Source organism: Polaromonas sp. P1_G1 (assembly GCF_056405595.1).
This window is the reverse complement of the sequence record NZ_JBFUBU010000036.1, coordinates 1-20,579: the sequence shown is the minus strand read 5'-3', so window position 1 is coordinate 20,579 and position 20,579 is coordinate 1. Positions and strand designations below refer to the sequence as shown.

Here is a 20,579-nt window from a genome sequence, read left to right as displayed (position 1 = left end):
CGGAATTTAGCGAGAGTCTAACCAGCTTCACCGTGCTTTTTAGCGCGCGGTTTAGAGAGCCCAGACAAGCTGTGCGTGTTACCGAACTTCAGGCGCCGATCGGCTCATGCCCAGGCGTTCCAGCAGCTTGACGTCGGCCTCGGTGTCGGGGTTGCCGGTGGTCAGCAGCTTGTCGCCGTAGAAGATCGAATTGGCGCCGGCCAGGAAACACAGGGCCTGCACGCCGTCGCCCATTTGCTGGCGGCCAGCCGACAGGCGCACGCGCGCGGTCGGCATGGTGATGCGGGCCACGGCAATCGTGCGCACGAACTCAAACGGGTCCAGGTCGGCCTGGTTCGCCAGCGGCGTGCCTTCGACCTTCACCAGGTTGTTGATGGGTACCGACTCGGGGTAGGGCGTGAGGTTGGCGAGCTCGGCCACCAGGCCGGCGCGCTGGCGGCGCGTTTCGCCCATGCCGACGATGCCGCCGCAGCAGACCTTGACGCCTGCGCTGCGCACGCGCGCCAGCGTGTCCAGGCGGTCCTGGTAGTCGCGCGTGGTGATGATGTCGCCGTAAAAATCAGGCGCGCTGTCGAGGTTGTGGTTGTAGTAGTCCAGGCCCGCGCTTTGCAGGGTTTGCGCATGGCCGTCTTCCAGCATGCCCAGCGTGGCGCAGGTTTCCAGGCCCAGGGCCTTCACGGTGCGCACCAGCTCGGCGACTTTTTCGATGTCGCGGTCTTTGGGCGAGCGCCAGGCCGCACCCATGCAAAAGCGCGTGGCACCGGCGGCTTGCGCGCGTTGCGCGGCGGCCAGCACTTCGGCGGGCTCCATCAGTTTGCTGGCCTCCACGCCGGTGTCGTAGCGCGCGGCCTGCGGGCAGTAGCCGCAGTCTTCGGCGCAGCCGCCGGTCTTGACCGACAGCAGGGTGGCGAACTCGACGTGCGTCGGGTCGAAATTTTCGCGGTGCACCGTCTGCGCGCGGTGCATCAGTTCAGGGAAGGGCAGGTTGAACAGCGCCTCGATGGCGTCAACGCTCCAGCGTGGGTCGCCGGCGGGGGCTGGCGCGGCTTTGGCGCGGGGGCGGTGCAGGGTGACGGTTTGTTCTGCGGCGTGGGACATGTGTTCTTCCTTCCGAAGCGTGGGTTTTGGAGTCTAGCTGATGAGATTGGGGCAATAAGGTGTAACGATCAAGCGGCCTGCCGCGCCAGCGTGCCCAGGGCGTCAACCAATTGGTCGACGTCGGCCTCGCTGTGCGCGGCCGACAGCGCGATGCGCAGCCGGGCCGTGCCCTCGGCCACGGTGGGCGGGCGTATCGCCGGCACCCAGATGCCGCGCTCGCGCAGGCCGTCCATCACGGCCAGGGCTTTGTCATTGGGGCCTATCAGCAGTGGCTGGATGGCGGTTTGCGAGGCCGACAGCTGCCAGCCGCTGCCCTCAAGGCTTGCCGTGAGGCCATCACGCAGGCGTGCGATGAGGCGCTGCAGATGCGCGCGCCGCCACTCGTCTTGCTCAATCACTTGCAGGCTGGCGCGCAGGGCGCTCGCCAGCAGCGCGGGCGCGGCGGTGGCAAATATATAGCTGCGGGTTTTTTGCAGCAGCCATTCGACCAGCGCCTCGTCGCCCGCCACAAAGGCGCCGGCGACACCGGCGGCCTTGCCCAGCGTGGCCATGTAGAGCACGCGGCGCGAGGCTTGCGCGCCATGCAGGCCGGCGGCGGCCAGGCTGCCACGGCCCTGCGGGCCCAGCACGCCGAAGCCGTGGGCGTCGTCCAGCAGCAGCAGGGCGTCGTGGCGCTCGCACAGCGCCAGCAGCGCGGGGATGTCGGCGCTGTCGCCGTCCATGCTGAACACGGCGTCGCTGATCACCAGCTTGCGCGGCGCATCGCTGCGAGAAAGTTCGTTTTCGAGCGCGCCAAGGTCGGCATGCTCGTAGCGGTGTATCTGTGCGCGCGACAGCCGCGCGCCGTCGATCAGGCAGGCGTGGTTGAGTGCGTCCGAAAAGATCGCGTCGCCGGCGCCCMCCAGCGCCSGCACGATACCGATGTTGGTCGCGTAGCCCGCGTAAAAATACAAGGCACGCGGCAGGCCCACAAAGGCCGCGAGCTCGCGCTCCAGCGCCGCGTTGGCCGCACTGTGGCCGCTGACCAGCGGCGAGGCGCCGGCCCCCACGCCATAAGCCTGCGCGCCTTCACGGGCGGCCTGCACCAGGGCCGGGTGGGTGGCCAGGCCCAGGTAGTCGTTGCTGCAAAAGGCCAGCATGCTCTGGCCGTCCACCGTCAGGCGTGCCCCGCTTTCGGGTGTGACCTCGCGGCGCCGGCGGCGCAGGTGGGCGCTGTCCAGCTCAGCCAGGCGGGCCGGAAATTCATCGAGCCAGGAAGCGGTCGTCATTGCCATGCGGGGGGAAGCTCAAAGATGACCGCGCGCGGGTCGGGCGCGGCCTGGTGGGGAATGGTGGCCAGCAACGGCGCCTGCAGTTTTTGCCGCAGGAAGGCKATGTTGTCCTCTTGCGCCAGCATGGCGGCATCGACGTGGTTGGCCACCCAGCCCGCCAGCGTGAGGCCGCGCGCGCGTATCGCGTCGGCGGTCAGCAACGCATGGTTGAGGCACCCAAGCCGTAGGCCCACCACCAGCACCACGGGCAGGCCCAGCGCCTGGGCCAGGTCGGCACCGGTCTCGCGGTCTGACAGCGGCACCTGGAAACCGCCCGCGCCTTCCACCACTACGGCGTCGGCCAACTGCGCGAGCCGGCGCTGGCAATCCACCAGCTCGGCGATGCGTATGGGGCGCCCGGCACGGCTAGCGGCGATGTGCGGTGACACCGGGTCGGGCAGCAGCACCGGGTTGTCGAGTTCGGGCGGCACACGGCAGGTCGAGGCGGCGCGCAGCGCGACCACGTCTTCATTGACGTCTTTGCCATCGATGTGCACCGTGCCCGCCGCCACGGGTTTCATGCCGACGACGCGCACGTGGTGGCGCGCCAGCGCATTCAGCAGCGCGGCGCTGGCCAGGGTCTTGCCCACGCCGGTGTCGGTGCCGGTCACGAACAGCGAGATCGGCCTGCGCGCGGCTTCAGCCATGGGCGCCTTCTTCGGCCAGCGTGGCCTCCAGCGCCGCCAGCGCGCCGCGCGCCAGGTGCTGGGCGGATTCCGCATCCATCACATAGGGCGGCATCGCGTAAATCGTCTGGCCTATGGGGCGCAGCAGCACGCCGTTGGCCATCGCATGCTGTGTGTAGCGGCGCGCGAAGTGGGGAAGGCTGTCGGGCTCCACGTCCCAGGCCCAGATCATGCCCAGCCGGCGTGCGTGCCGGACGGCCTTGTGTTGCGTCAGCGGCGCGAAGGCCGCGTCCAGCATCTGGGCCGTTTCGGCGTTGCGCGCCAGCACGTCGGTCTGCTCGAACAGCTCCAGCGTGGCAAGCGCGGCGCGGCAGGCCAGCGGGTTGCCGGTGTAGGAATGCGAATGCAGAAATCCGCGCGCCACTTCGTCGTCGTAAAAGGCCTCGTAGACCGCGTCGGTGGTCAGCACGGCCGACAGCGGCAGCGTGCCGCCGGTCAGTCCTTTTGAGAGGCAGATGAAGTCCGGCCGTATGCCGGCCTGCTGGTGCGCGAACATCGTGCCGGTGCGGCCGAAGCCGGTGGCGATTTCGTCGGCGATCAGGTGCACCTCGTAGCGGTCGCACAGCGCGCGGGCTTCGCGCAGGTAGGCCGCATCGTGCATGGCCATGCCGGCGGCGCACTGCACCAGGGGCTCGACGATAAGCGCGGCGGTCTCCGCGTGGTGCTGCTCCAGCCAGGCCTGCAGGCTGGCGGCAGCGCGGTGTGCCGTGTCTGCCGCGCTTTCGCCGGCCTGGGCGCCGCGCGCATCGGGGCTGGGCACGGTGGCGGCCAGCCGAACCAGCGGCGCATAGGCTTCACGGAAGATCGCGATGTCGGTGACCGCCAGCGCACCCACGGTTTCGCCGTGGTAGCCGCCGGCCAGGCCGATGAAGCGGCTTTTTTCGGGCCGGCCGCTGTTGCGCCAGTAGTGGGCGCTCATCTTGAGCGCGATTTCGGTGGCGCTGGCGCCGTCGCTGCCGTAAAAAGCGTGGCCCAGGCCGGTCAGTGCGCCCAGGCGCTCGGAGAGTTCCACCACCGGGGCGTGCGTGAAGCCGGCCAGCATCACGTGGTCCAGCGTGTCGAGCTGCTCGCGCAGCGCCGCCTTGATGTGCGGATGGCCGTGGCCGAACAGGTTGACCCACCAGGAGCTGACGCCGTCCAGGTAGCGCCCGCCTTCAAAGTCGTAAAGCCACAGGCCTTCGGCCCGCGCAATGGGCACAGGTGGCTGGGCTTCGTGCAGCTTCATCTGCGTGCAGGGGTGCCACACGTGGCGCAGGCTGCGCCGGATCATCGCTGCGTTGTCCATGAGTCCTTGTGTGAAGAGAAGAGGAAAAAGACCGCGGCCCCGCTCGGGGCCGAAACGGCTCAGGGCTGCTGCACCGGGATGGTGGAGCGCTCTTCCTTGATGCGGTTGTCCGGGTTCACGAACACCAGCTTGGGGCTGAAGCCCGCGACATGCTCCTCATGCACCTGCGCAAAGGCGGCGATGATGACCAGGTCGCCCACCGCGGCGCGGCGCGCGGCCGAGCCGTTGACCGAGATGATGCGGCTGCCGCGTTCGGCGCGTATCGCGTAGGTGATGAAGCGCTCGCCGTTGTTGATGTTCCAGATGTGGACCTGCTCGTTCTCGGCCAGGTTGGCGGCGTCCAGCAGGTCTTCGTCGATGGCGCAGGAGCCTTCGTAGTTGAGTTCGCAATGCGTCACCGCAGCGCGGTGGATTTTGGATTTGAGCAGGGTTCTGAACATGGTGGGCGTCGATGAAAATGGGGCAAGAGGCAAAGCGCCACTGTTGGGCGGTTGGGCGGGCGGATCGCGGTATACAGGCGTCTGGCCAGCCGCTGTAACATTTGCGACAGTTTTCGGCTCTATTTAATAGTTTAGTGCACGGTATGGCGTGCTCCCAATCTTAGATTGCTCATGAAAAAGTCATTTGATTTCACGGCCGAAGCGCTGGCCGCCCTGGCCCAGGCCGACGCGGCGCGCGCCCTCGCCGAAGACATAGGCGCGGGCGACCTGACGGCCGGCCTGATCGATGCGGCCCGCCAGGCACGCGCACAAGTGGTGGCGCGCGAAAGCGCCATTGTCTGCGGCGCCGCCTGGGTTGAGGCGACGGTGCGGCAGCTGGACCCGCAAGCCCAGCTGACCTGGCATGTAAAGGACGGCGAGCGCTGCGAAGCCGGCCAGGTGGTGTTCGAGGTGCGCGGCCAGGCCCGTGCCCTGCTGTCGGCCGAACGCACGGCGCTGAATTTTTTACAGCTCCTAAGCGCCGTTGCGAGTAAAACAGCGGTTTACGCCGACATCGTCAAAGGCACGAAGGCCGTCATTGTGGACACGCGAAAAACCTTGCCGGGCCTGCGCCTGGCGCAGAAATACGCCGTGGTGGCCGGCGGCGGCAGCAATCACCGGGTCGGTTTGTACGACGCGGTGCTGATCAAGGAAAACCACATCGCGGCGGCCGGCGGCATTGCCCAGGTGCTGGCGCGCGCGGCCGAAGTCGCTTCTCAGGCCGATTTTGTGCAGATCGAGGTCGAGAACCTCGACGAGCTGGCCCAGGCCCTGAATGCAGGTGCGCGCATGGTGCTGCTGGACAACATGAGCTTGCCCGACCTGAAAGAGTCGGTGCGCATCAACGCCGGACGCGCCGTGCTGGAGATTTCCGGCGGCGTCACGCTGGACGGCCTGCGCGTCCTGGCCGAAACCGGCGTGGACCGCATTTCCATCGGCACGCTGACCAAGGATGTCCGGGCGATCGATTTTTCCATGCGCTTTGACGCACAGGCGGCCTGAGCATGCACGCAACCCTGCCGATTCGCGTCGAGTACGAGCAGCCCGAAGCGGCCGGCGCCTGCAGCACCCACCAAGCCTGGGCCCGCGTGCCGGCCGAGCCGACGCAGGCCGAGCGTGCGGCGCTTAAAAGCCGCATCCGCGAGCTGCTCAAGGCGCGCAACGCTGTCATGGTGTCGCACTACTATGTGCACCCCGACCTGCAGGACCTGGCTGAAGAGACCGGCGGCCTGGTGTCGGACTCGCTCGAAATGGCGCGCTTTGGCCGCGACCATGCGGCGCAAACCCTGGTGGTCTCCGGCGTGCGTTTCATGGGCGAGACGGCCAAAATCCTGTCGCCCGAAAAACGCGTGCTCATGCCCGACCTCGACGCGACCTGCTCGCTGGACCTGGGCTGCCCGGTCGACGAATTCAGCGCGTTTTGCGATGCCCATCCGGACCGCACCGTGGTGGTCTACGCCAACACCAGCGCCGCCGTGAAGGCGCGCGCCGACTGGGTGGTCACTTCCAGCTGCGCGCTCGACATCGTGCGCGCGCTCAAAGCGCAAGGCCAGAAGATCCTCTGGGCGCCCGACCGGCACCTGGGCGGCTACATCCAGCGCGAGACCGGCGCGGACATGGTGTTCTGGAACGGCGCCTGCATCGTGCACGACGAGTTCAAGGCCTTCGAGCTGCAGGCCCTGAAAGCCGAACACCCCGGCGCGCGCGTGCTGGTGCACCCCGAATCGCCTGCCGACGTGGTGGCGCTGGCAGACGCCGTGGGATCCACCTCCGGCATCCTGAAAGCTGCGCGCGAGATGGATGCCAAAGAATTTATCGTSGCCACCGACAACGGCATGCTGCACAAGCTGCGCACGCTGAACCCCGGCAAGACCTTTATCGAAGCGCCCACCGCCGGCAACAGCGCCACCTGTAAAAGCTGTGCGCACTGCCCCTGGATGGCCATGAACGGCCTGGCGGGACTGGCGCAGGTGCTGGAGACCGGCACGAATGCAATCACCGTCGATGCGGCTCTGGGCCAACGCGCGCGCCTGCCGATTGACCGCATGCTGGCCTTTACCGAAGCCCTCAAGGCGGGGCGGCCGGTGGCGGGCTTGGTGCCGCATATCGGCGCCGCCTGATCTGACGTGACAGGCAGCCTCTCCGCCCTTATCGACTTCGCCGATCCCCAGCAGCCCGACGGGCCGCGCCTGCAGCAGGCCTTCGGCGCGCCGCGCGAAGTACTGGTGGCACATCGGCCCGAAGAGGTGCGCGCGGTGCTCGATGCCGCGCAGGCCGCGGCGCAGCGCGGCGCCTGGTGTGTGGGCTACCTGCGTTACGAGGCCGCCCCCGCTTTTGATGCCGCGCTGGTGGTGCACCCGGCCGAGGGGCCGCTGGCCTGGTTTGCGGTGCATGAGCAGGCGCTGCTCTGGCCGCAGCCGATACAAGAGGCCTCGCCGCAGCTGCAATGGCAAGAGGCGATCGCGCGCCCGGCCTTCGACGCCGCCCTGGCCGAACTGCAGCGCGCGATTACCGCCGGCGAGTATTACCAGGTCAACTTCACGGCGCAGATGCGGGCTGTGCTGGACGGCGGTTCGGGCAGCGCGCCGGCCTTGTTCCAGGCCCTGCAGCGCGCCCAGCCGGGCGGTTATGCGGCCTTCCTCGACACCGGCGAGGAGCAACTGCTGTCGGTCTCACCCGAGCTTTTTTTCGACTGGCGCGAGGGTATGCTGCTGGCCCGGCCCATGAAGGGCACGGCGCCGCGCGGCGCGAATCCCGAGGACGATGCCGCGCAGGCCGAGGCTCTGCGCAACTCGCCCAAGGAGCGCGCCGAAAACGTGATGATCGTCGACCTGCTGCGCAACGACCTGTCGCGTATCGCCGAACCCTTCAGCGTGCGCGTGCCGCGCCTGTTCCACACCGAGGCCCTGCCGGCGGTCTGGCAGATGACTTCGGATGTGGAGGCGCGCACGCGGCCCGGCTGCAGCCTGGCCGACGTGTTTGCCGCGCTGTTCCCCTGCGGCTCGATCACCGGCGCGCCCAAGGTGCGGGCCATGCGGGCGATTCACGCGTTGGAGGCTGCGCCGCGCGGTGCCTACTGCGGCGCTGTGGGCGTGCTGCGCCCGGGCGGCGCGGCCACCTTCAATGTGCCGATACGCACCGTGACCTTGCGAGGTAACTCGGCGCGTTGCGGCATCGGTAGCGGCATCACCTCAGGCGCCACGGCCGCCGGCGAGTGGCGCGAATGGAAACTCAAACAGGCATTCGTGCAGCGCGCCAGCGCGCCATTCGAGCTGCTGGAAACGCTGGGCCTCGCAGATGGCCAGTTGCGCGATGCGGGTGCCCACCTGCTGCGCATGTCCCAAGCTGCGCAGCACTTTGGCTACCCGTGGGATACACGGCATGTGCAGGGCGCACTGCAGTCAGTGGCCGACTCACATGCCCAGGGCGCGTGGCGTGTCCGTTTGCTGCTGGATGCACAAGGGCGTGCCCGCGCCGAAGCCTATGCGCTGCCGGCTTCACCTGCGCGCGTGCGCCTGCAACTGGCCGTACGTGCGCTCGACGAGGCGCATGGCGAATTCGTTCGCTGCAAGACCACCCGGCGCGCCCACTATGACGCCTTCACGCCCGCACAGCCGGAGGTGTTCGACACGCTGCTCTGGAACACCGACGGCGAATTCACTGAGTGCACGCGCGGCAATGTCGCCTTCCTGCTGGACGGCCGCTGGGTTACGCCGCCGCTGCGCTGCGGCTTGCTGGCCGGCGTGGGGCGTGCCCGTGCGTTGCAAGACGGCCGCATCCAGGGGGAATCCGTGGTGCGAGTGAAAGACTTGTCGCGCGTGGAGGCACTGGCCTTTGTCAACAGCCTGCGGGGTTGGATACCTGCTGATCTGGAACCGTCCGCCGGGCTGGACCTTGGGCTTGCCTAGGCAAAGCCCCCGGGGGGTCCCCAACCGCCAGGACAAGGCGACAATGTGCCAGGTTCGTGTGGATTTTGAATTGAAAGGCAAGTTGTGCTGGAAAAACTAAAAACCTGGTTTGAATCGGAAACGCCTGTAGTTGCCCGTGACGCTGCATTCAAGAGGCAAGGCGACCAACACCTGGCTCTGGGCCAGTTTGACGAGGCCGCTGCTTGTTACCGTGACGCGATCTCGATCAATCCGGACTTTGTTGATGCGCATGTGGGCCTGGGGTTCTCTTTGGTTGAACAGCGGAAATTCGGGGAAGCCATCGCGGCGCTTGAACGTGCCTTGTCGATAGATCCCGCTCTTGCGGACGTTCACTACCTGCTGGGCAAGGCGTCAAAAGCCGTTGATGACCAGGCTGGCTCCATCCGGCATTTCACAAGGGCCCTGGAACTCAAACCGGACTTCGAATTTGCTTATCGTGATCTCTTCGACCTTTTATTTCAGTCCGGCAAGACTGAAGATGCCAAGGCGCTCATCCAAAAAGCAATTCTTGCATTTCCCCGGTCGGCGGAGTTTCACTTCTTCCTGGGTAATTTGCTTTTTAATGAGGCGGACTTTTTAAGCGCCATTCTTTACCATGGCAAAGCAGTGGCGCTGGAGCCCACCGCGGCGATGTCTTACAAAATCATGGGTGATGCGCACGGCCGTCTTGAGCACCGTAAAAAAGCCATTGAATGCTATGAAAAGGCGATTTCCATAGCCCCCGCTAACGCGGATATCCATGTAGCCCTTGGCGGTGCCATGAATGCGTCGGGGAAAAGTGCAAATGCCATTGCATCCTATCGGCGCGCAATTGAGCTCAAGCCTGAGCATGTTGAAGCGCATCGCTTTCTGGGGAACATTCTCCTGGAGAGCGGGGACAAGGAAGGCGCGATTAACTGCTACCGGCGAGTCGTCGAACTGCAGCCTGACAGCCCGGTCGCCCATCTGGTGGCCGCCATGTCGGGGGAAAACTCCGACCGCGCTCCCAGCGGGTATATCGAGCAGCTGTTTGACGAGTATGCGCAAACCTTTGACTCGCATCTGGTGCAGACGCTGCGCTACGACGCGCCGAAAAAACTGATTGACCTTATATGCGAGGCGACCACCCCGGCCGCGGGGCAATGGTCCGTGCTGGACCTCGGTTGCGGAACGGGGTTGTCTGGCGCAGCGATTTCTCCCTACGCAAAAGAGTTGGTGGGCGTTGACCTCTCCGGCAAGATGCTCGCGAAGGCTCGGGCCCGGGGCATCTACTCCCGGCTCGAGCACATGGATTTACTCGCCATGATGCAAAAGGAGGCGGCCCTCAGTTATGACATGTTGATTTCCACAGATGTTTTTGTCTATATCGGAAGGCTGGATGACTTGTTCAGCGAAGCGCAAAGGCTGCTGCGCGCAGGTGGTTTGTTCGCATTTTCCGTGGAGTCCATTGACACGATTGCCGATAAAGCGCCGGACTTGCCGGACGCTCGCGACTTTCGGCTGCACGCCACGGGCCGCTACACGCATTCCCTTGACTATGTGGCCCGTACCGGTTTGCACAATGGTTTCGAGATGCTGAGCATGAAAAAAAATCAGGTCCGCATGGAGTACGGCAGGTCCGTACCGGGCTACCTGATGCTGTGGCGCCAGCGGAACGGCGGGCCGCCATTGCCGGCTTAGCCGCTTAGGCAATCAAGGGCGTCGCTGCCGATCAGAAGGACGCAAGGGCCGGTTTAAGCTGCCTGCGCCTGGGTAGCAGGCGGCACCAGTACGGTAGGCACGGCAGACGCGGCCATCCCGGGATAGTCGCGGCTGACGTGCAGACGGTCTCTTCGATCGCAAAGCGGTCGTGCGGGTCGACGCCTTGGCCGCGGTGGATGCCTGGGCCTTTGTGAACAGCCTCAGGGGCTGGATAGACGCGACCCTTGCCTGAACCCGGCTTGCCTTAAAGCTTTTCCTTGACGTAGGACGCGCGGTCCATGTCCACCATTTCCACGCTCAGTTGCACCATCAAGCCCGCGGGCCGCGGGCTCAGGCGGCGCAGCACTTCGGCGATGCGCGCGCCCAGGTCTTTCTTGGCTTCAGGTGTACGGCCTGAGAGCAGGCGCAGCTGGGCATGCACAAAGGCGCGTGAGGCCGGCGCGGCGCCGATCTCAAAATCGTCCAGCGCCACCAGGCGGGTTTTCAGGTCGGACTCGTCCTGGATTTCAGGGCTGGCGGTGAGGACCTGGTTCAGGGCCCGCAGCACTTCGGCCTTGGGGAAGCCGGCGAGGTTGCTGGAGTATTCAACGATCAGGTGAGGCATGTAAATTCCAGAGAGGGGAGTGGCAAAAAAATCGGGAATGATCAGCTTCCGGGCGGCACCAGCACGGTGGGAATGGCCTGCTCGGCGATGCCGGGATAGTCACGGCTGAAGTGCAGGCCGCGGCTTTCATGCCGGCCGTGGGCCGAGCGCACGATCAAATCGGCCACCTGCACCAGGTTGCGCAATTCCAGCAGGTCGCGCGTGACGCGGAAATTGGCGTAAAACTCCTGGATCTCGGCATCCAGCAGCGCGATGCGATGCGCCGCGCGCTCCAGCCGTTTGGTGGTGCGCACAATGCCCACGTAATTCCACATGAAGCGGCGCAGCTCGTCCCAGTTGTGTGAGATCACCACGGCCTCGTCGGCGTCGGTGACCTGGCTTTCGTCCCAGGCGGGCAGGGCGGGCGTTTCGGCGGCGGCTTCGGCTTCAATCGCGGTCGCGGCGGCGCGCGCCAGCACCACACATTCGACCAGCGAGTTGCTGGCGAGCCGGTTGGCGCCGTGCAGGCCGGTGCAGGCGGTCTCTCCGATCGCATAGAGGCCCGCCACGTCGCTGTGGCCTTGCAGGTCGGTCAGCACGCCGCCGCAGGTGTAATGCGCGGCCGGCACCACCGGAATCGGCTGGCGTGTGATGTCTATGCCGAGTTCGAGGCAGCGCTTGAGGATGTTGGGAAAGTGCTCCTGCAAAAAAGCCGGACTCTGGTGCGAGATGTCCAGGTAGACGCAGTCCAGGCCGTGCTTTTTCATTTCAAAGTCGATGGCGCGGGCCACCACGTCGCGCGGCGCGAGTTCGGCGCGTTCGTCATGCGCCGGCATGAAGCGCCCGCCGCCGGCCGAGGGCGGCAGCAGCAGCTTGCCGCCTTCGCCGCGCACGGCTTCGGTGATCAAAAATGATTTAGCCTCGGGGTGGTAGAGGCAGGTCGGGTGGAACTGGATGAACTCCATATTGCCCACGCGGCAGCCCGCGCGCCAAGCGGCGGCAATGCCGTCACCGGTGGCGGTGTCGGGGTTGGTCGAATACAGGTAAACCTTGCCCGCGCCGCCTGTCGCCAGGATGGTCTGGCCGGCACTGAAGGTCAGCACCTGGCCGCCGGCCGTGTCGAGCACATAGGCGCCGTGGCAGCGTTTGCCGGACCGCTTGAGTTGGCGGTCGGTGATCAGGTCGACCAGCATGTGGTGCTCAAACAGCGTGATTCCCGGCGTGGCGCGCACCCGCTCCATCAGCGTGCGCTGCACGGCCGCGCCGGTGGCGTCGGCCGCGTGCACGATGCGGCGCTGGCTGTGGCCGCCTTCGCGGGTCAGGTGCAGCTCGCCCGGGTGCTCGCCGTCTTCCGAAAACGCCACACCCAATTGACGCAGCCAGGCGATGGCCTCGGGCGCGCCCTGCACAACGGCCTGCGTGGCCGGCAGGTCGCACAGGCCGGCTCCGGCCACCAAGGTGTCCTCTACGTGCTGCGCCAGCGTGTCGCCTACAGCCAGCACCGCGGCCATGCCGCCCTGGGCCCAGGCGCTGGAGCCGTCGTTGAGTTCGCGTTTGGTGACCACCGCCACGCGCCGCCCCGGGGCCAGCAGCAGTGCGGCGGCCTGGCCGGCCAGGCCGCTGCCGATGATGAGGRCGTCAAAGGCGTGCTGCGGCGGGGCCGGCAAGCGTGTCATTGATGAAAAGGTTGGGGCCTAAGCAGGCGTGTACGCAAGGCGTACGTAGATGGGCGCAAAAGCCTCGGCCTGCGTGACTTCCAGCAGGCCTTCCTTGGAGAGCTCGAGCAGCGCGATAAAGGTCACGACCAGCACCGGCATGCCGCGCGCGGCGTCGAACAGTTCTTCGAACTCCAGGAACTTGCGGCCCTGCAGTTTGCGCAGCACGATGCTCATGTGCTCGCGCACCGAGAGTTCTTCGCGGCTGATCACGTGGTGCTGGATCAGGCGCGCGCGCTTGACAATGTCGCGCCAGGCTTCCTGCAGGTCGACCACGTTGACGTCGGGAAAGCGCGGCTGCAGCGACTGCTCGACATAGACCTGCGCGCGCAGGAAGTCGCGGCCGAATTGCGGCACCTCGTTGAGCTTGTGGGCTGCCAGCTTGATCTGCTCGTACTCGAGCAGGCGGCGCACCAGTTCGGCGCGCGGGTCCTCGGGCTCCTGGCCCTCGGCCACCTTCTTGGGCGGCAGCAGCATGCGCGACTTGATCTCGATCAGCATGGCCGCCATCAGCAGGTATTCGGCCGCGAGCTCGAGATTGGTGGCGCGAATCTCGTCGACGTAGGTCAGGTACTGGCGCGTGACCGCCGCCATCGGGATGTCGAGGATGTTGAAGTTCTGCTTGCGGATCAAGTAGAGCAGCAAGTCCAGCGGGCCCTCGAAGGCCTCGAGGAAAACCTGCAGCGCATCCGGCGGGATGTACAGGTCGTGCGGCATGGCAAACAGCGGCTCGCCATACAGGCGGGCCAGCGCGACCTGGTCTATCACCGCAGGCATGTCCGTGCCCGTTGCCTCAGGCTGCGCCTGGCCGGCGGGCGGCGGCAGTTCCTGGGGAGCGGGGGGGAAATGGGGCTGGGACATGAAAAAAGCAGCGGCTGCGGTCGTCGCGAAGGGCTGTGGCGCCCTTATTTGCCGTTGGGGTGGCTGCTGGTGCCGTAGACGTAGGGCTGCTGCGGCACGCGGGCCTCGCCGTATTCGGCCTGCTCGGTCCGGTCCAGGTTCTTGTCCCACAGCAGGGCGCGCCCTGCGCGCTGTTCGGCCTCCAGCGTGGGCTTTTGGGCCTTGAGCTGGTCGATGAATTGCGTCGTGTCGGAGGTGTAGTCGGAGCGGCGGAAGATGTTGAGGAGGGCCATGGGGTCTAAACTGCCTGAAACGTATAGTGGGCTGATTTTACCGGGGTCTGCCATGCCTTCCTTGTTTTCGCCCTTTTCGCCCTTGTTACCGGCCCAAAAGGGCGGTTCCTCCGCCTTTTCATCAAGAAGGGTGCTTGCCTGTATGGGTCTGCTGTCATTTGTTCTGGGCCTGGTGGGCTGCGACCCGCAGCGCATCGCCGAACTCGAGGAAGGCGTAGCCACCGAAGCCGACGTGCGCGCCCGCTTCGGCGAGCCCGAAAAAATCTGGAGCGCGGCCGACATGGCCGAGACGCCCCTGCCGGGCGCGGCCGCGGCGCCGGGCGCCCGCACCTTTGAATACAACCGTCAGCCGCAGGGCCAGGTCAATTACATGATCACCATAGGCGCTGATGGCAAGATGAGCGCGCTCAGGCAGGTGCTCACGCCGCAGAACTTCGAGAAGGTGCTGCCCGGCATGCGCATGGAGCAGGTGCGCAAGATGCTCGGCAAGCCCATGAAGGTCACGCCCTACGCGCTCAAGCAGGAAACCCATTACGACTGGCGCTACCTGAATCCGCCATCGACGGCGCGCATCTTCACGGTGGTGTTTGACGCCGACCTCAAGGTCAAGGGCACGGCGTCCACCGACGAGGAAAGCATCAGCCCTAGCGGCGGCACGCGCTAAACCGTCTCGATTTTTGCCAGGAAGCCGGATCGCTCCATCACGGCCAGCGGCTGGGCGTTGAGCCCGGCGACCACCAGCCGGCCGCCGCGCAGCACGATGGCCTTGTGCAACTGCTCGAGCACGTCCAGGCCCGAGGTGTCCAGCGACTGCAGCGATTGCACGTCCAGCCGCACGACCAGGCCCTTGGGCGCGCTTTCCACGACGTTGAGGATGGGGTCGAGCTTGGCCACCGCGCCGAAGAACAGCGAGCCATAGAGCTGGAAGCTCGCGGTGTCGGCATCGCGTGAGACCTCGACCACCTGGAACAGGCTGCTCATGCGCTTGACGAAGAGCACGCAGGCCAGGATCAGCCCGACCTGCAGGGCCACCGTGAGGTCGAACACCACGGTCAGAAAAAATGTGCCCAGCATGATGAGCCGGTAGTGGCTGCTGGCCTGGGGTAGCCGGGCGAACTCGCGCCACTCACCCATGTTCCAGGCCACATAGAGCAATATGCCCGAGAGCACGGCCAGTGGCACGTGCACGGCCAGCGGCGCGGCGGCCAGCACGATGACGACCAGTGTGAGCGCATGCACCAGGCCGGAGACCGGCGACGTGGCGCCGGAGCGCACATTGGTCACGGTGCGGGCAATCGTGCCGGTGGCCGGCATGCCGCCGAAAAAAGGCACGACGAAGTTGGCCACGCCCTGGGCCATCAACTCCTGGTTGGGGTCGTGGCGCGGCAGGCCCGAGACCTGGTCGGCCACGCGCGCGCAGAGCAGCGACTCCACCGCGCCCAGCATCGCGATGGTGATGGTGGGCGCCACCAGCAGGCGCACCGTTTCCCACGAAAAATCCGGCAGCGCGAAGGAGGGCAGGGCGCGCGGGATGCCGCCGAAGCGCGTGCCTATGGTTTCCACCGGCAGCGACAGCGCGTAGGTGAAGGCCGTTAGCGTCACCAGCGCCACGATGGGGCCAGGCATGCGCGAGGCCATGCGCGTGGCGCGCTTGAGCTGCACACCCTCGACCGCCTGCATCATGCGTATCAGTCGCATGGTGAAGCCGCCGGCGCCGCGCGCTTGCGTGTCGAACAGCCGGGGCCAGATGAACAGGCCCAGCAGGCAGATGAGGCCCAGGCCCAGCGCATAAGGGTTGAAGCTGTCCAGGTGGCCGCCGAGGACCTTGATCTGCGAGAAAAAATCGGCCGGCATCTTGGGCACGACCAGGCCCAGCAAATCCTTCACCTGCGACAGCGCGATCAGCACCGCGATGCCGTTGGTGAAACCGACGACGATGCTGACCGGCACATAACGTACCAGCGTGCCCAGCTTCAGCAGGCCCAGCAGGAACAGCAGCACGCCGGCGCAGGCGGTGGCGATCATCAGGTTGGCCAGGCCGTAGCGCTCGAGGATGCCGTAGACGATCACGATGAAGGCACCGGCCGGCCCGCCGATTTGCACCGCCGAGCCGCCCAGTGACGCGATCAGCGCGCCGGCGATGATGGCCGTCCAGATGCCGGCTTCGGGCTTGAGGCCGGACGCGATCGCAAAGGCCATGGCCAGCGGCAAGGCCACAATACCGACGGTGACGCCGGCCCCGGCGTCTTTCAGAAAACGCTCCCGCGTGTAGCCCGCCAGCGCTGAAAACAGGCGAGGGCGAAAGGGCGCGAGGTAGGCGGGCCAGTGCATGGGTCCCCGATTGTGGCGCTGCGAGTGGGTGGACGAAGCGTCCTTTGCGTGACTTTTTTCCATTGTTCGCAATGTAAAGATTCGTTACATTAAGAGTGAAAATTAGACCTAATGGATTACTTTTTTAAGGCTTTACTGACTCAAAGCTTGCCGCTTAGGTCAGGATACGCCTCGGCATGTTCGGCATGCTTTTCTCGGGGGACGTGATTGCCTGTTGTTGTTTCTTCGTTGATGTTGCCGCGCTTGCCATCCTTTGCCGCCTTCTTGGCCGCTTTGCTGCTGGCCCACGCCATGGCGCTGGCGCAGGAAGTTCCTGTTTCCCCCGCGGTAGACGCTCCCGCCGGTATCCCCGCCGCCGCGGTGACTGGCCCTTTCAAGGCCGGGCGCGGCGTCATGGGCGAGGGCCAGGTGTTGGTCGACAGCGTGGGCACCCTCAGCTTCGAGCAGGTACGCAGCAAGTTTGATGCCGGTGAGGGCAGTCCCGTCGAGTCCGGGGCCATCATGCCCACCGGGGGCGGGGCGGCACTCTGGTATCGGTTGGCCTTGCCGGCGGTCGCCGTGCCCACGCCGCTGATGCTCACAGTTCCCCATCCCAATATGGACAGCGTGGACCTGTACCGTCCCGCGGCCGGGGCATCCGGCGCCGGTGCCTGGCAACTCGAGCGTTCCGGCGACGCGGTGCCCGTCTCGGCCTGGCCGGTGCGCCATCTGACGCCGGCGTTCGAGCTCCTGCTGCAGCCCGGCGAAACCCGGCCCACCTACCTGCGCGTGGCGCACAACTATCCCATCAGCGTGCCCTGGCAACTGTCCGACCCCGACAGCTTCCACGAACAGTCCAAGGAGGCGCACCTGCTGCTCGGGGTGTACGTAGGCCTGGTGCTGCTGATCGCGCTGATGAGCGCGCTGCACGCCGTGTCCTGGCGCGACGGCATCCATCTCTTCTTCGCGGGCTATGTGCTGGTGGTGGCGGCGGGCCAGCTGGCGCTGACCGGGCTGGCGGGTGAATTCCTCTGGCCGGGCAGCGCCTGGTGGAACGACAGCGCGCCGGTCGCCATGACGCTGGCCACCGCCGCGTTGCTGCACCTCTTTTTACGGCAGATGGTGGTCGACCGCGACGCACCCTGGCTGTCGCGCGGCCTGCTGATGATGACGCTGATAGGCGCGGGCATCCTGGCGGCTTTCCTGGTGATGGGCAACAAGTCCTCCTTCAACTTGGCCACGCCCTACTACCTGGGCAGCATGGCCGTCTACCTCAGCGTGGCCGGCTGGTATGTCTGGCGCCGGCCCCTGGTCGGCATGTGGGTGCTGGCCGCCATGGTCTGCCTGACGGTGGGGTCGGTGTTTCCCATCCTGCGCACGCAGGGCCTGCTGCCGCTGGGGGTCGCCACGCAGTACGGCGCGCAGATTGGCGCGGCCTTCGAAATCCTGCTGTTGGTGGTGGCCCTGTACCTGCGCAGCCGCGAAAAGCGCGACAACCAGGCCCGCGTCGGCGCGCTCACGCGCGTGGACCCTTTGACCGGGCTGGGCAACCACCGCGTGTTGTTGCTGCGGCTGGACGCCCTGCTGGTGCGCCAGCGGCGCGACCCGGGCGCCGGCGCGGTGATGCGCGTGCGGCTGGGCAACGCCATCGACATCCGCCAGGATTACGGCATGGAAGCGGCGCAAAGCGCGGTGGTGCAGGCCGGGGCCTGCGTGGCGGGCGTGGCCAGCGATGGCGACACCGTGGCGCGGCACCGAGACGGCGATTTTCTGCTGATCCTGCAGGGCCACCTCACGCGCGACGAACTCACGCAGATGGCGCAGCGCCTGATCGCCCGCGGCCTGGCCGACAGCCCCAGCCTGCCGCCCGGCACCATGATGCAGTTCAGGATCGCCGTGGCCGAGGCGCCTTTCAACCAGCCCGACGCCGAGCAGTTGCTGCACGCCATGGGCGATGTGCTGAGGGAGCTGTCGGGCCGTTCAGGCACCGGCCTGCGCTTTATCAGCGCGGCGGCAGGCTGAGGCCGGGCGGCGCGGAAAGCGCTCGCCCTGTCCGCGGCTTAGTGGATGCGCATGCCCGGTGTCGCACCCGGCAGCGGCTCCAGCACATAAATACCCGGCTGGGTTTTTTCATCGGCATGGCTGGCGGCCAGCACCATGCCTTCGCTGATGCCGAACTTCATTTTTCGCGGCGCCAGGTTGGCGACCAGCACAGTGAGCTTGCCGACCAGGTCTTCGGGTTTGTAGGCCGAGGCGATGCCGCTGAACACATTGCGCATGCGGCCTTCGCCGGCATCCAGCGTCAGGCGCAGCAGCTTGGTTGAGCCTTCGACTGGTTCGCAGTTGACGATCTTCGCGATGCGAAGGTCGACCTTTGCGAAATCGTCAATCGTGATGGTGGGGGCTAGCGCCTCGCCGCCCGGCAGGTCCGTGGGCGCGGCCGGTGCGGGTTCGGTCTGGGCCGGCGGTTCGAACAGTGCCTCGAGCTGCTTGGGGTCGACGCGCTGCATCAGGTGCTTGTAGTCGCCGATCACATGGCCCTTGCCCAGCATGGCGCCGGCGTCGGCAAAACCCAGCGGGCCGACCTTCAGGAAGGCTTCGACCTGCGCGGCCAGCGCGGGCAGCACGGGCTTGAGGTAAATCGTGAGCAGGCGGAAGGCTTCGATGCAGACCGTGCAGACATCCTGCAGGCGCGCGTCCATGCCGTCCTGCTTGGCGAGCTCCCAGGGTTTGTTCTGGTCCACATAGGCGTTGACGCGGTCCGTCAGCAGCATGGTTTCGCGCAGGGCCTTGGCGAACTCGCGGCTTTCGTAGAGTGGCGTGATCACGTCCTTGGCCGCGCGCAGCGCGTCCAGCAGCGCGGCGCCGTCGGCCGACACCGCGCCGAGCTGTCCCGCAAAACGCTTGCTGATAAAGCCCGCCGCGCGGCTCGCGATGTTGATGTACTTGCCCACCAGGTCGCTGTTGACGCGCGCCATGAAGTCGTCGGCGTTGAAGTCGATGTCCTCGTTACGCGCATTGAGCTTGGCGGCCAGGTAGTAGCGTAGCCATTCGGGGTTCATGCCCAGGCTCAGATACTTGAGCGGGTCCAGGCCGGTGCCGCGGCTCTTGCTCATCTTCTCGCCGTTGTTCACCGTCAGGAAACCGTGCACAAACACGTTGTCTGGCGTCTTGCGGCCGCTGAAGTGCAGCATGGCCGGCCAGAACAGGGTGTGGAAAGTGACGATGTCCTTGCCGATGAAGTGGTACTGCTCCAGGCCGGGCGTGGCCATGTAGGCGTCGTAGTTCTCGCCGCGTTTTTCGAGCAGGTTTTTCAGCGAAGCCAGGTAGCCGACCGGCGCGTCCAGCCAGACGTAGAAATACTTGCCCGGCGCGTCGGGGATTTCAATGCCGAAGTAGGGTGCGTCGCGGCTGATGTCCCAGTCGCCCAGGCCTTCGCTCTTCGTGCCGTCGGCGTTCTCGCGCACCGAGAACCACTCCTTGACCTTGTTGGCCACCTCGGGCTGCAGCTTGCCGTCCTGCGTCCATTTTTCGAGGAACTCCACGCAGCGCGGGTCGGACAGAGTGAAGAAAAAATGCTCCGAGCTTTTGAGCACCGGCTTGGCGCCCGACAGGGCCGAATAAGGGTTGATCAGGTCGGTGGGYGCRTAGACSGMGCCGCASACYTCGCAGTTGTCGCCGTACTGGTCTTTGGAATGGCAGTTGGGGCATTCGCCCTTGATGAAGCGGTCGGGCAGGAACATGTTCTTCTCTGCGTCGAAGAACTGCTCTATGGTCTTGGTGGCGATCAGGCCGGCCTTTTTGAGGTCCAGGTAGATCTGCTGCGCGAGCTGGTGGTTTTCCGGGCCGTCGGTGGAGTGCCAGTTGTCGAAGCTGATGTGGAARCCRTCCAGGTAGGGCTTGCGGCCCGCGGCGATGTCGGCCACGAACTGCTGTGGCGTCTTGCCGGCTTTTTCGGCGGCGATCATGATGGGCGCGCCGTGGGCGTCGTCGGCGCCCACGAAGTTCACCGCATTACCCTGCATGCGCTGGAAACGCACCCAGATGTCGGCCTGGATGTATTCCATGATGTGGCCGATATGGAAATTGCCGTTGGCATAGGGCAGGGCGGTGGTGACGAACAGGCGGCGCTGGGACATAAGGATCTTTTTTGGCTTAATGAGGGTAGAACCTGTTCACGGTCTAAACGGGGCCGCGTTGGGGTGCAATCGGGATGAGTGGGCCGACCGGGCACGCTGCATGGGCTAATGCCCATGCAAGGGACTGGGTGGCTCAATCGCCCGATTTCACCCCAACCCGGAGGGCAAGCGCCTTCTCGGGCGGTCTGCGGCGTTGCGGCGCTAACCCATAGCTGTGCTATGGGTGTCGCAC

General features: G+C 65.9%; 17 protein-coding genes. 6 read left to right on the top strand and 11 right to left on the bottom strand.

The window, feature by feature from the left end; genetic code table 11:
• Nucleotides 1-78: 78 nt before the first annotated feature.
• From bioB to panD, 5 genes are all read right to left on the bottom strand, one after another.
• Nucleotides 79-1,098 carry a biotin synthase BioB gene (bioB, locus tag AC1D1Y_RS17995; RefSeq protein ID WP_477652524.1) on the bottom strand — a complete coding sequence of 340 codons (1,020 nt, stop codon included), beginning with the start codon at nucleotides 1,096-1,098 and terminating at the stop codon, nucleotides 79-81.
• A gap of 68 nt (nucleotides 1,099-1,166) precedes the next feature.
• Entirely contained in the window at nucleotides 1,167-2,366 is a 1,200-nt protein-coding gene (gene bioF / locus AC1D1Y_RS17990) for an 8-amino-7-oxononanoate synthase (protein ID WP_477683548.1), read from the bottom strand.
• A complete protein-coding gene (gene bioD / locus AC1D1Y_RS17985) occupies nucleotides 2,363-3,055 on the bottom strand; it encodes a dethiobiotin synthase (RefSeq protein WP_477683521.1) in 693 nt (230 codons plus the stop codon). The genes bioF and bioD overlap by 4 nt, the downstream gene beginning before the upstream one ends.
• Nucleotides 3,048-4,379, bottom strand: coding sequence for an adenosylmethionine--8-amino-7-oxononanoate transaminase (locus tag AC1D1Y_RS17980; RefSeq protein WP_477683520.1), 1,332 nt, complete (start codon nucleotides 4,377-4,379; stop codon nucleotides 3,048-3,050). The genes bioD and AC1D1Y_RS17980 overlap by 8 nt, the downstream gene beginning before the upstream one ends.
• 59 nt (nucleotides 4,380-4,438) lie before the next feature.
• The gene (gene panD, locus AC1D1Y_RS17975) at nucleotides 4,439-4,819 is read right to left on the bottom strand and encodes an aspartate 1-decarboxylase (RefSeq protein ID WP_007867856.1); all 381 of its coding nucleotides are present in this window, start codon (nucleotides 4,817-4,819) and stop codon (nucleotides 4,439-4,441) included.
• A 171-nt stretch (nucleotides 4,820-4,990) separates the two neighbouring features.
• Between panD and nadC the strand changes: the two genes are divergently transcribed.
• From nadC to AC1D1Y_RS17955, 4 genes are all read left to right on the top strand, one after another.
• Nucleotides 4,991-5,860 (top strand): carboxylating nicotinate-nucleotide diphosphorylase, encoded by an 870-nt coding sequence (gene nadC / locus AC1D1Y_RS17970; protein WP_477683519.1) that lies wholly within the window; start codon nucleotides 4,991-4,993, stop codon nucleotides 5,858-5,860.
• Nucleotides 5,861-5,862: 2 nt separating this feature from the next.
• On the top strand, nucleotides 5,863-6,978 hold the full coding sequence (gene nadA, locus AC1D1Y_RS17965) for a quinolinate synthase NadA (protein WP_477683518.1): 1,116 nt from the start codon (nucleotides 5,863-5,865) through the stop codon (nucleotides 6,976-6,978).
• Between the two features lie 6 nt (nucleotides 6,979-6,984).
• Nucleotides 6,985-8,766, top strand: coding sequence for an aminodeoxychorismate synthase component I (gene pabB / locus AC1D1Y_RS17960; RefSeq protein WP_477683517.1), 1,782 nt, complete (start codon nucleotides 6,985-6,987; stop codon nucleotides 8,764-8,766).
• Between the two features lie 84 nt (nucleotides 8,767-8,850).
• The gene (locus AC1D1Y_RS17955) at nucleotides 8,851-10,446 is read left to right on the top strand and encodes a tetratricopeptide repeat protein (RefSeq protein WP_477683516.1); all 1,596 of its coding nucleotides are present in this window, start codon (nucleotides 8,851-8,853) and stop codon (nucleotides 10,444-10,446) included.
• Nucleotides 10,447-10,711: 265 nt separating this feature from the next.
• Here AC1D1Y_RS17955 and AC1D1Y_RS17950 read toward each other — a convergent pair whose 3' ends face one another.
• Genes AC1D1Y_RS17950 through AC1D1Y_RS17935 form a run of 4 tightly spaced genes read right to left on the bottom strand, consistent with a single transcriptional unit; the run spans nucleotide 10,712 to nucleotide 13,898 of the window.
• Nucleotides 10,712-11,071 carry a 5-carboxymethyl-2-hydroxymuconate Delta-isomerase gene (locus AC1D1Y_RS17950; protein ID WP_477652531.1) on the bottom strand — a complete coding sequence of 120 codons (360 nt, stop codon included), beginning with the start codon at nucleotides 11,069-11,071 and terminating at the stop codon, nucleotides 10,712-10,714.
• 41 nt (nucleotides 11,072-11,112) lie between these two features.
• A complete protein-coding gene (nadB, locus tag AC1D1Y_RS17945; protein ID WP_477683515.1) occupies nucleotides 11,113-12,726 on the bottom strand; it encodes an L-aspartate oxidase in 1,614 nt (537 codons plus the stop codon).
• 18 nt (nucleotides 12,727-12,744) lie between these two features.
• Nucleotides 12,745-13,626: a segregation and condensation protein A gene (locus tag AC1D1Y_RS17940; RefSeq protein ID WP_436157382.1), complete on the bottom strand. Its 882-nt coding sequence runs from the start codon at nucleotides 13,624-13,626 to the stop codon at nucleotides 12,745-12,747.
• 44 nt (nucleotides 13,627-13,670) lie between these two features.
• Entirely contained in the window at nucleotides 13,671-13,898 is a 228-nt protein-coding gene (locus AC1D1Y_RS17935) for a DUF3460 family protein (RefSeq protein WP_477652534.1), read from the bottom strand.
• A 142-nt stretch (nucleotides 13,899-14,040) separates the two neighbouring features.
• Here AC1D1Y_RS17935 and bamE point away from each other — a divergent pair, with 142 nt between their 5' ends.
• Nucleotides 14,041-14,562, top strand: a complete 522-nt coding sequence (bamE, locus tag AC1D1Y_RS17930; RefSeq protein WP_477683514.1) for an outer membrane protein assembly factor BamE domain-containing protein — start codon at nucleotides 14,041-14,043, stop codon at nucleotides 14,560-14,562.
• Here bamE and AC1D1Y_RS17925 read toward each other — a convergent pair.
• Nucleotides 14,559-16,229, bottom strand: coding sequence for a SulP family inorganic anion transporter (locus AC1D1Y_RS17925; RefSeq protein WP_477683513.1), 1,671 nt, complete (start codon nucleotides 16,227-16,229; stop codon nucleotides 14,559-14,561). The two genes, bamE and AC1D1Y_RS17925, sit on opposite strands and share 4 nt — an antisense overlap.
• A gap of 264 nt (nucleotides 16,230-16,493) precedes the next feature.
• Between AC1D1Y_RS17925 and AC1D1Y_RS17920 the strand changes: the two genes are divergently transcribed.
• Nucleotides 16,494-18,230: a sensor domain-containing diguanylate cyclase gene (locus AC1D1Y_RS17920; protein WP_477683512.1), complete on the top strand. Its 1,737-nt coding sequence runs from the start codon at nucleotides 16,494-16,496 to the stop codon at nucleotides 18,228-18,230.
• Between the two features lie 38 nt (nucleotides 18,231-18,268).
• On the opposite strand, the gene metG is transcribed toward AC1D1Y_RS17920, so the two are convergent.
• A complete protein-coding gene (metG, locus tag AC1D1Y_RS17915; protein WP_477683511.1) occupies nucleotides 18,269-20,347 on the bottom strand; it encodes a methionine--tRNA ligase in 2,079 nt (692 codons plus the stop codon).
• Nucleotides 20,348-20,579: the final 232 nt, after the last annotated feature.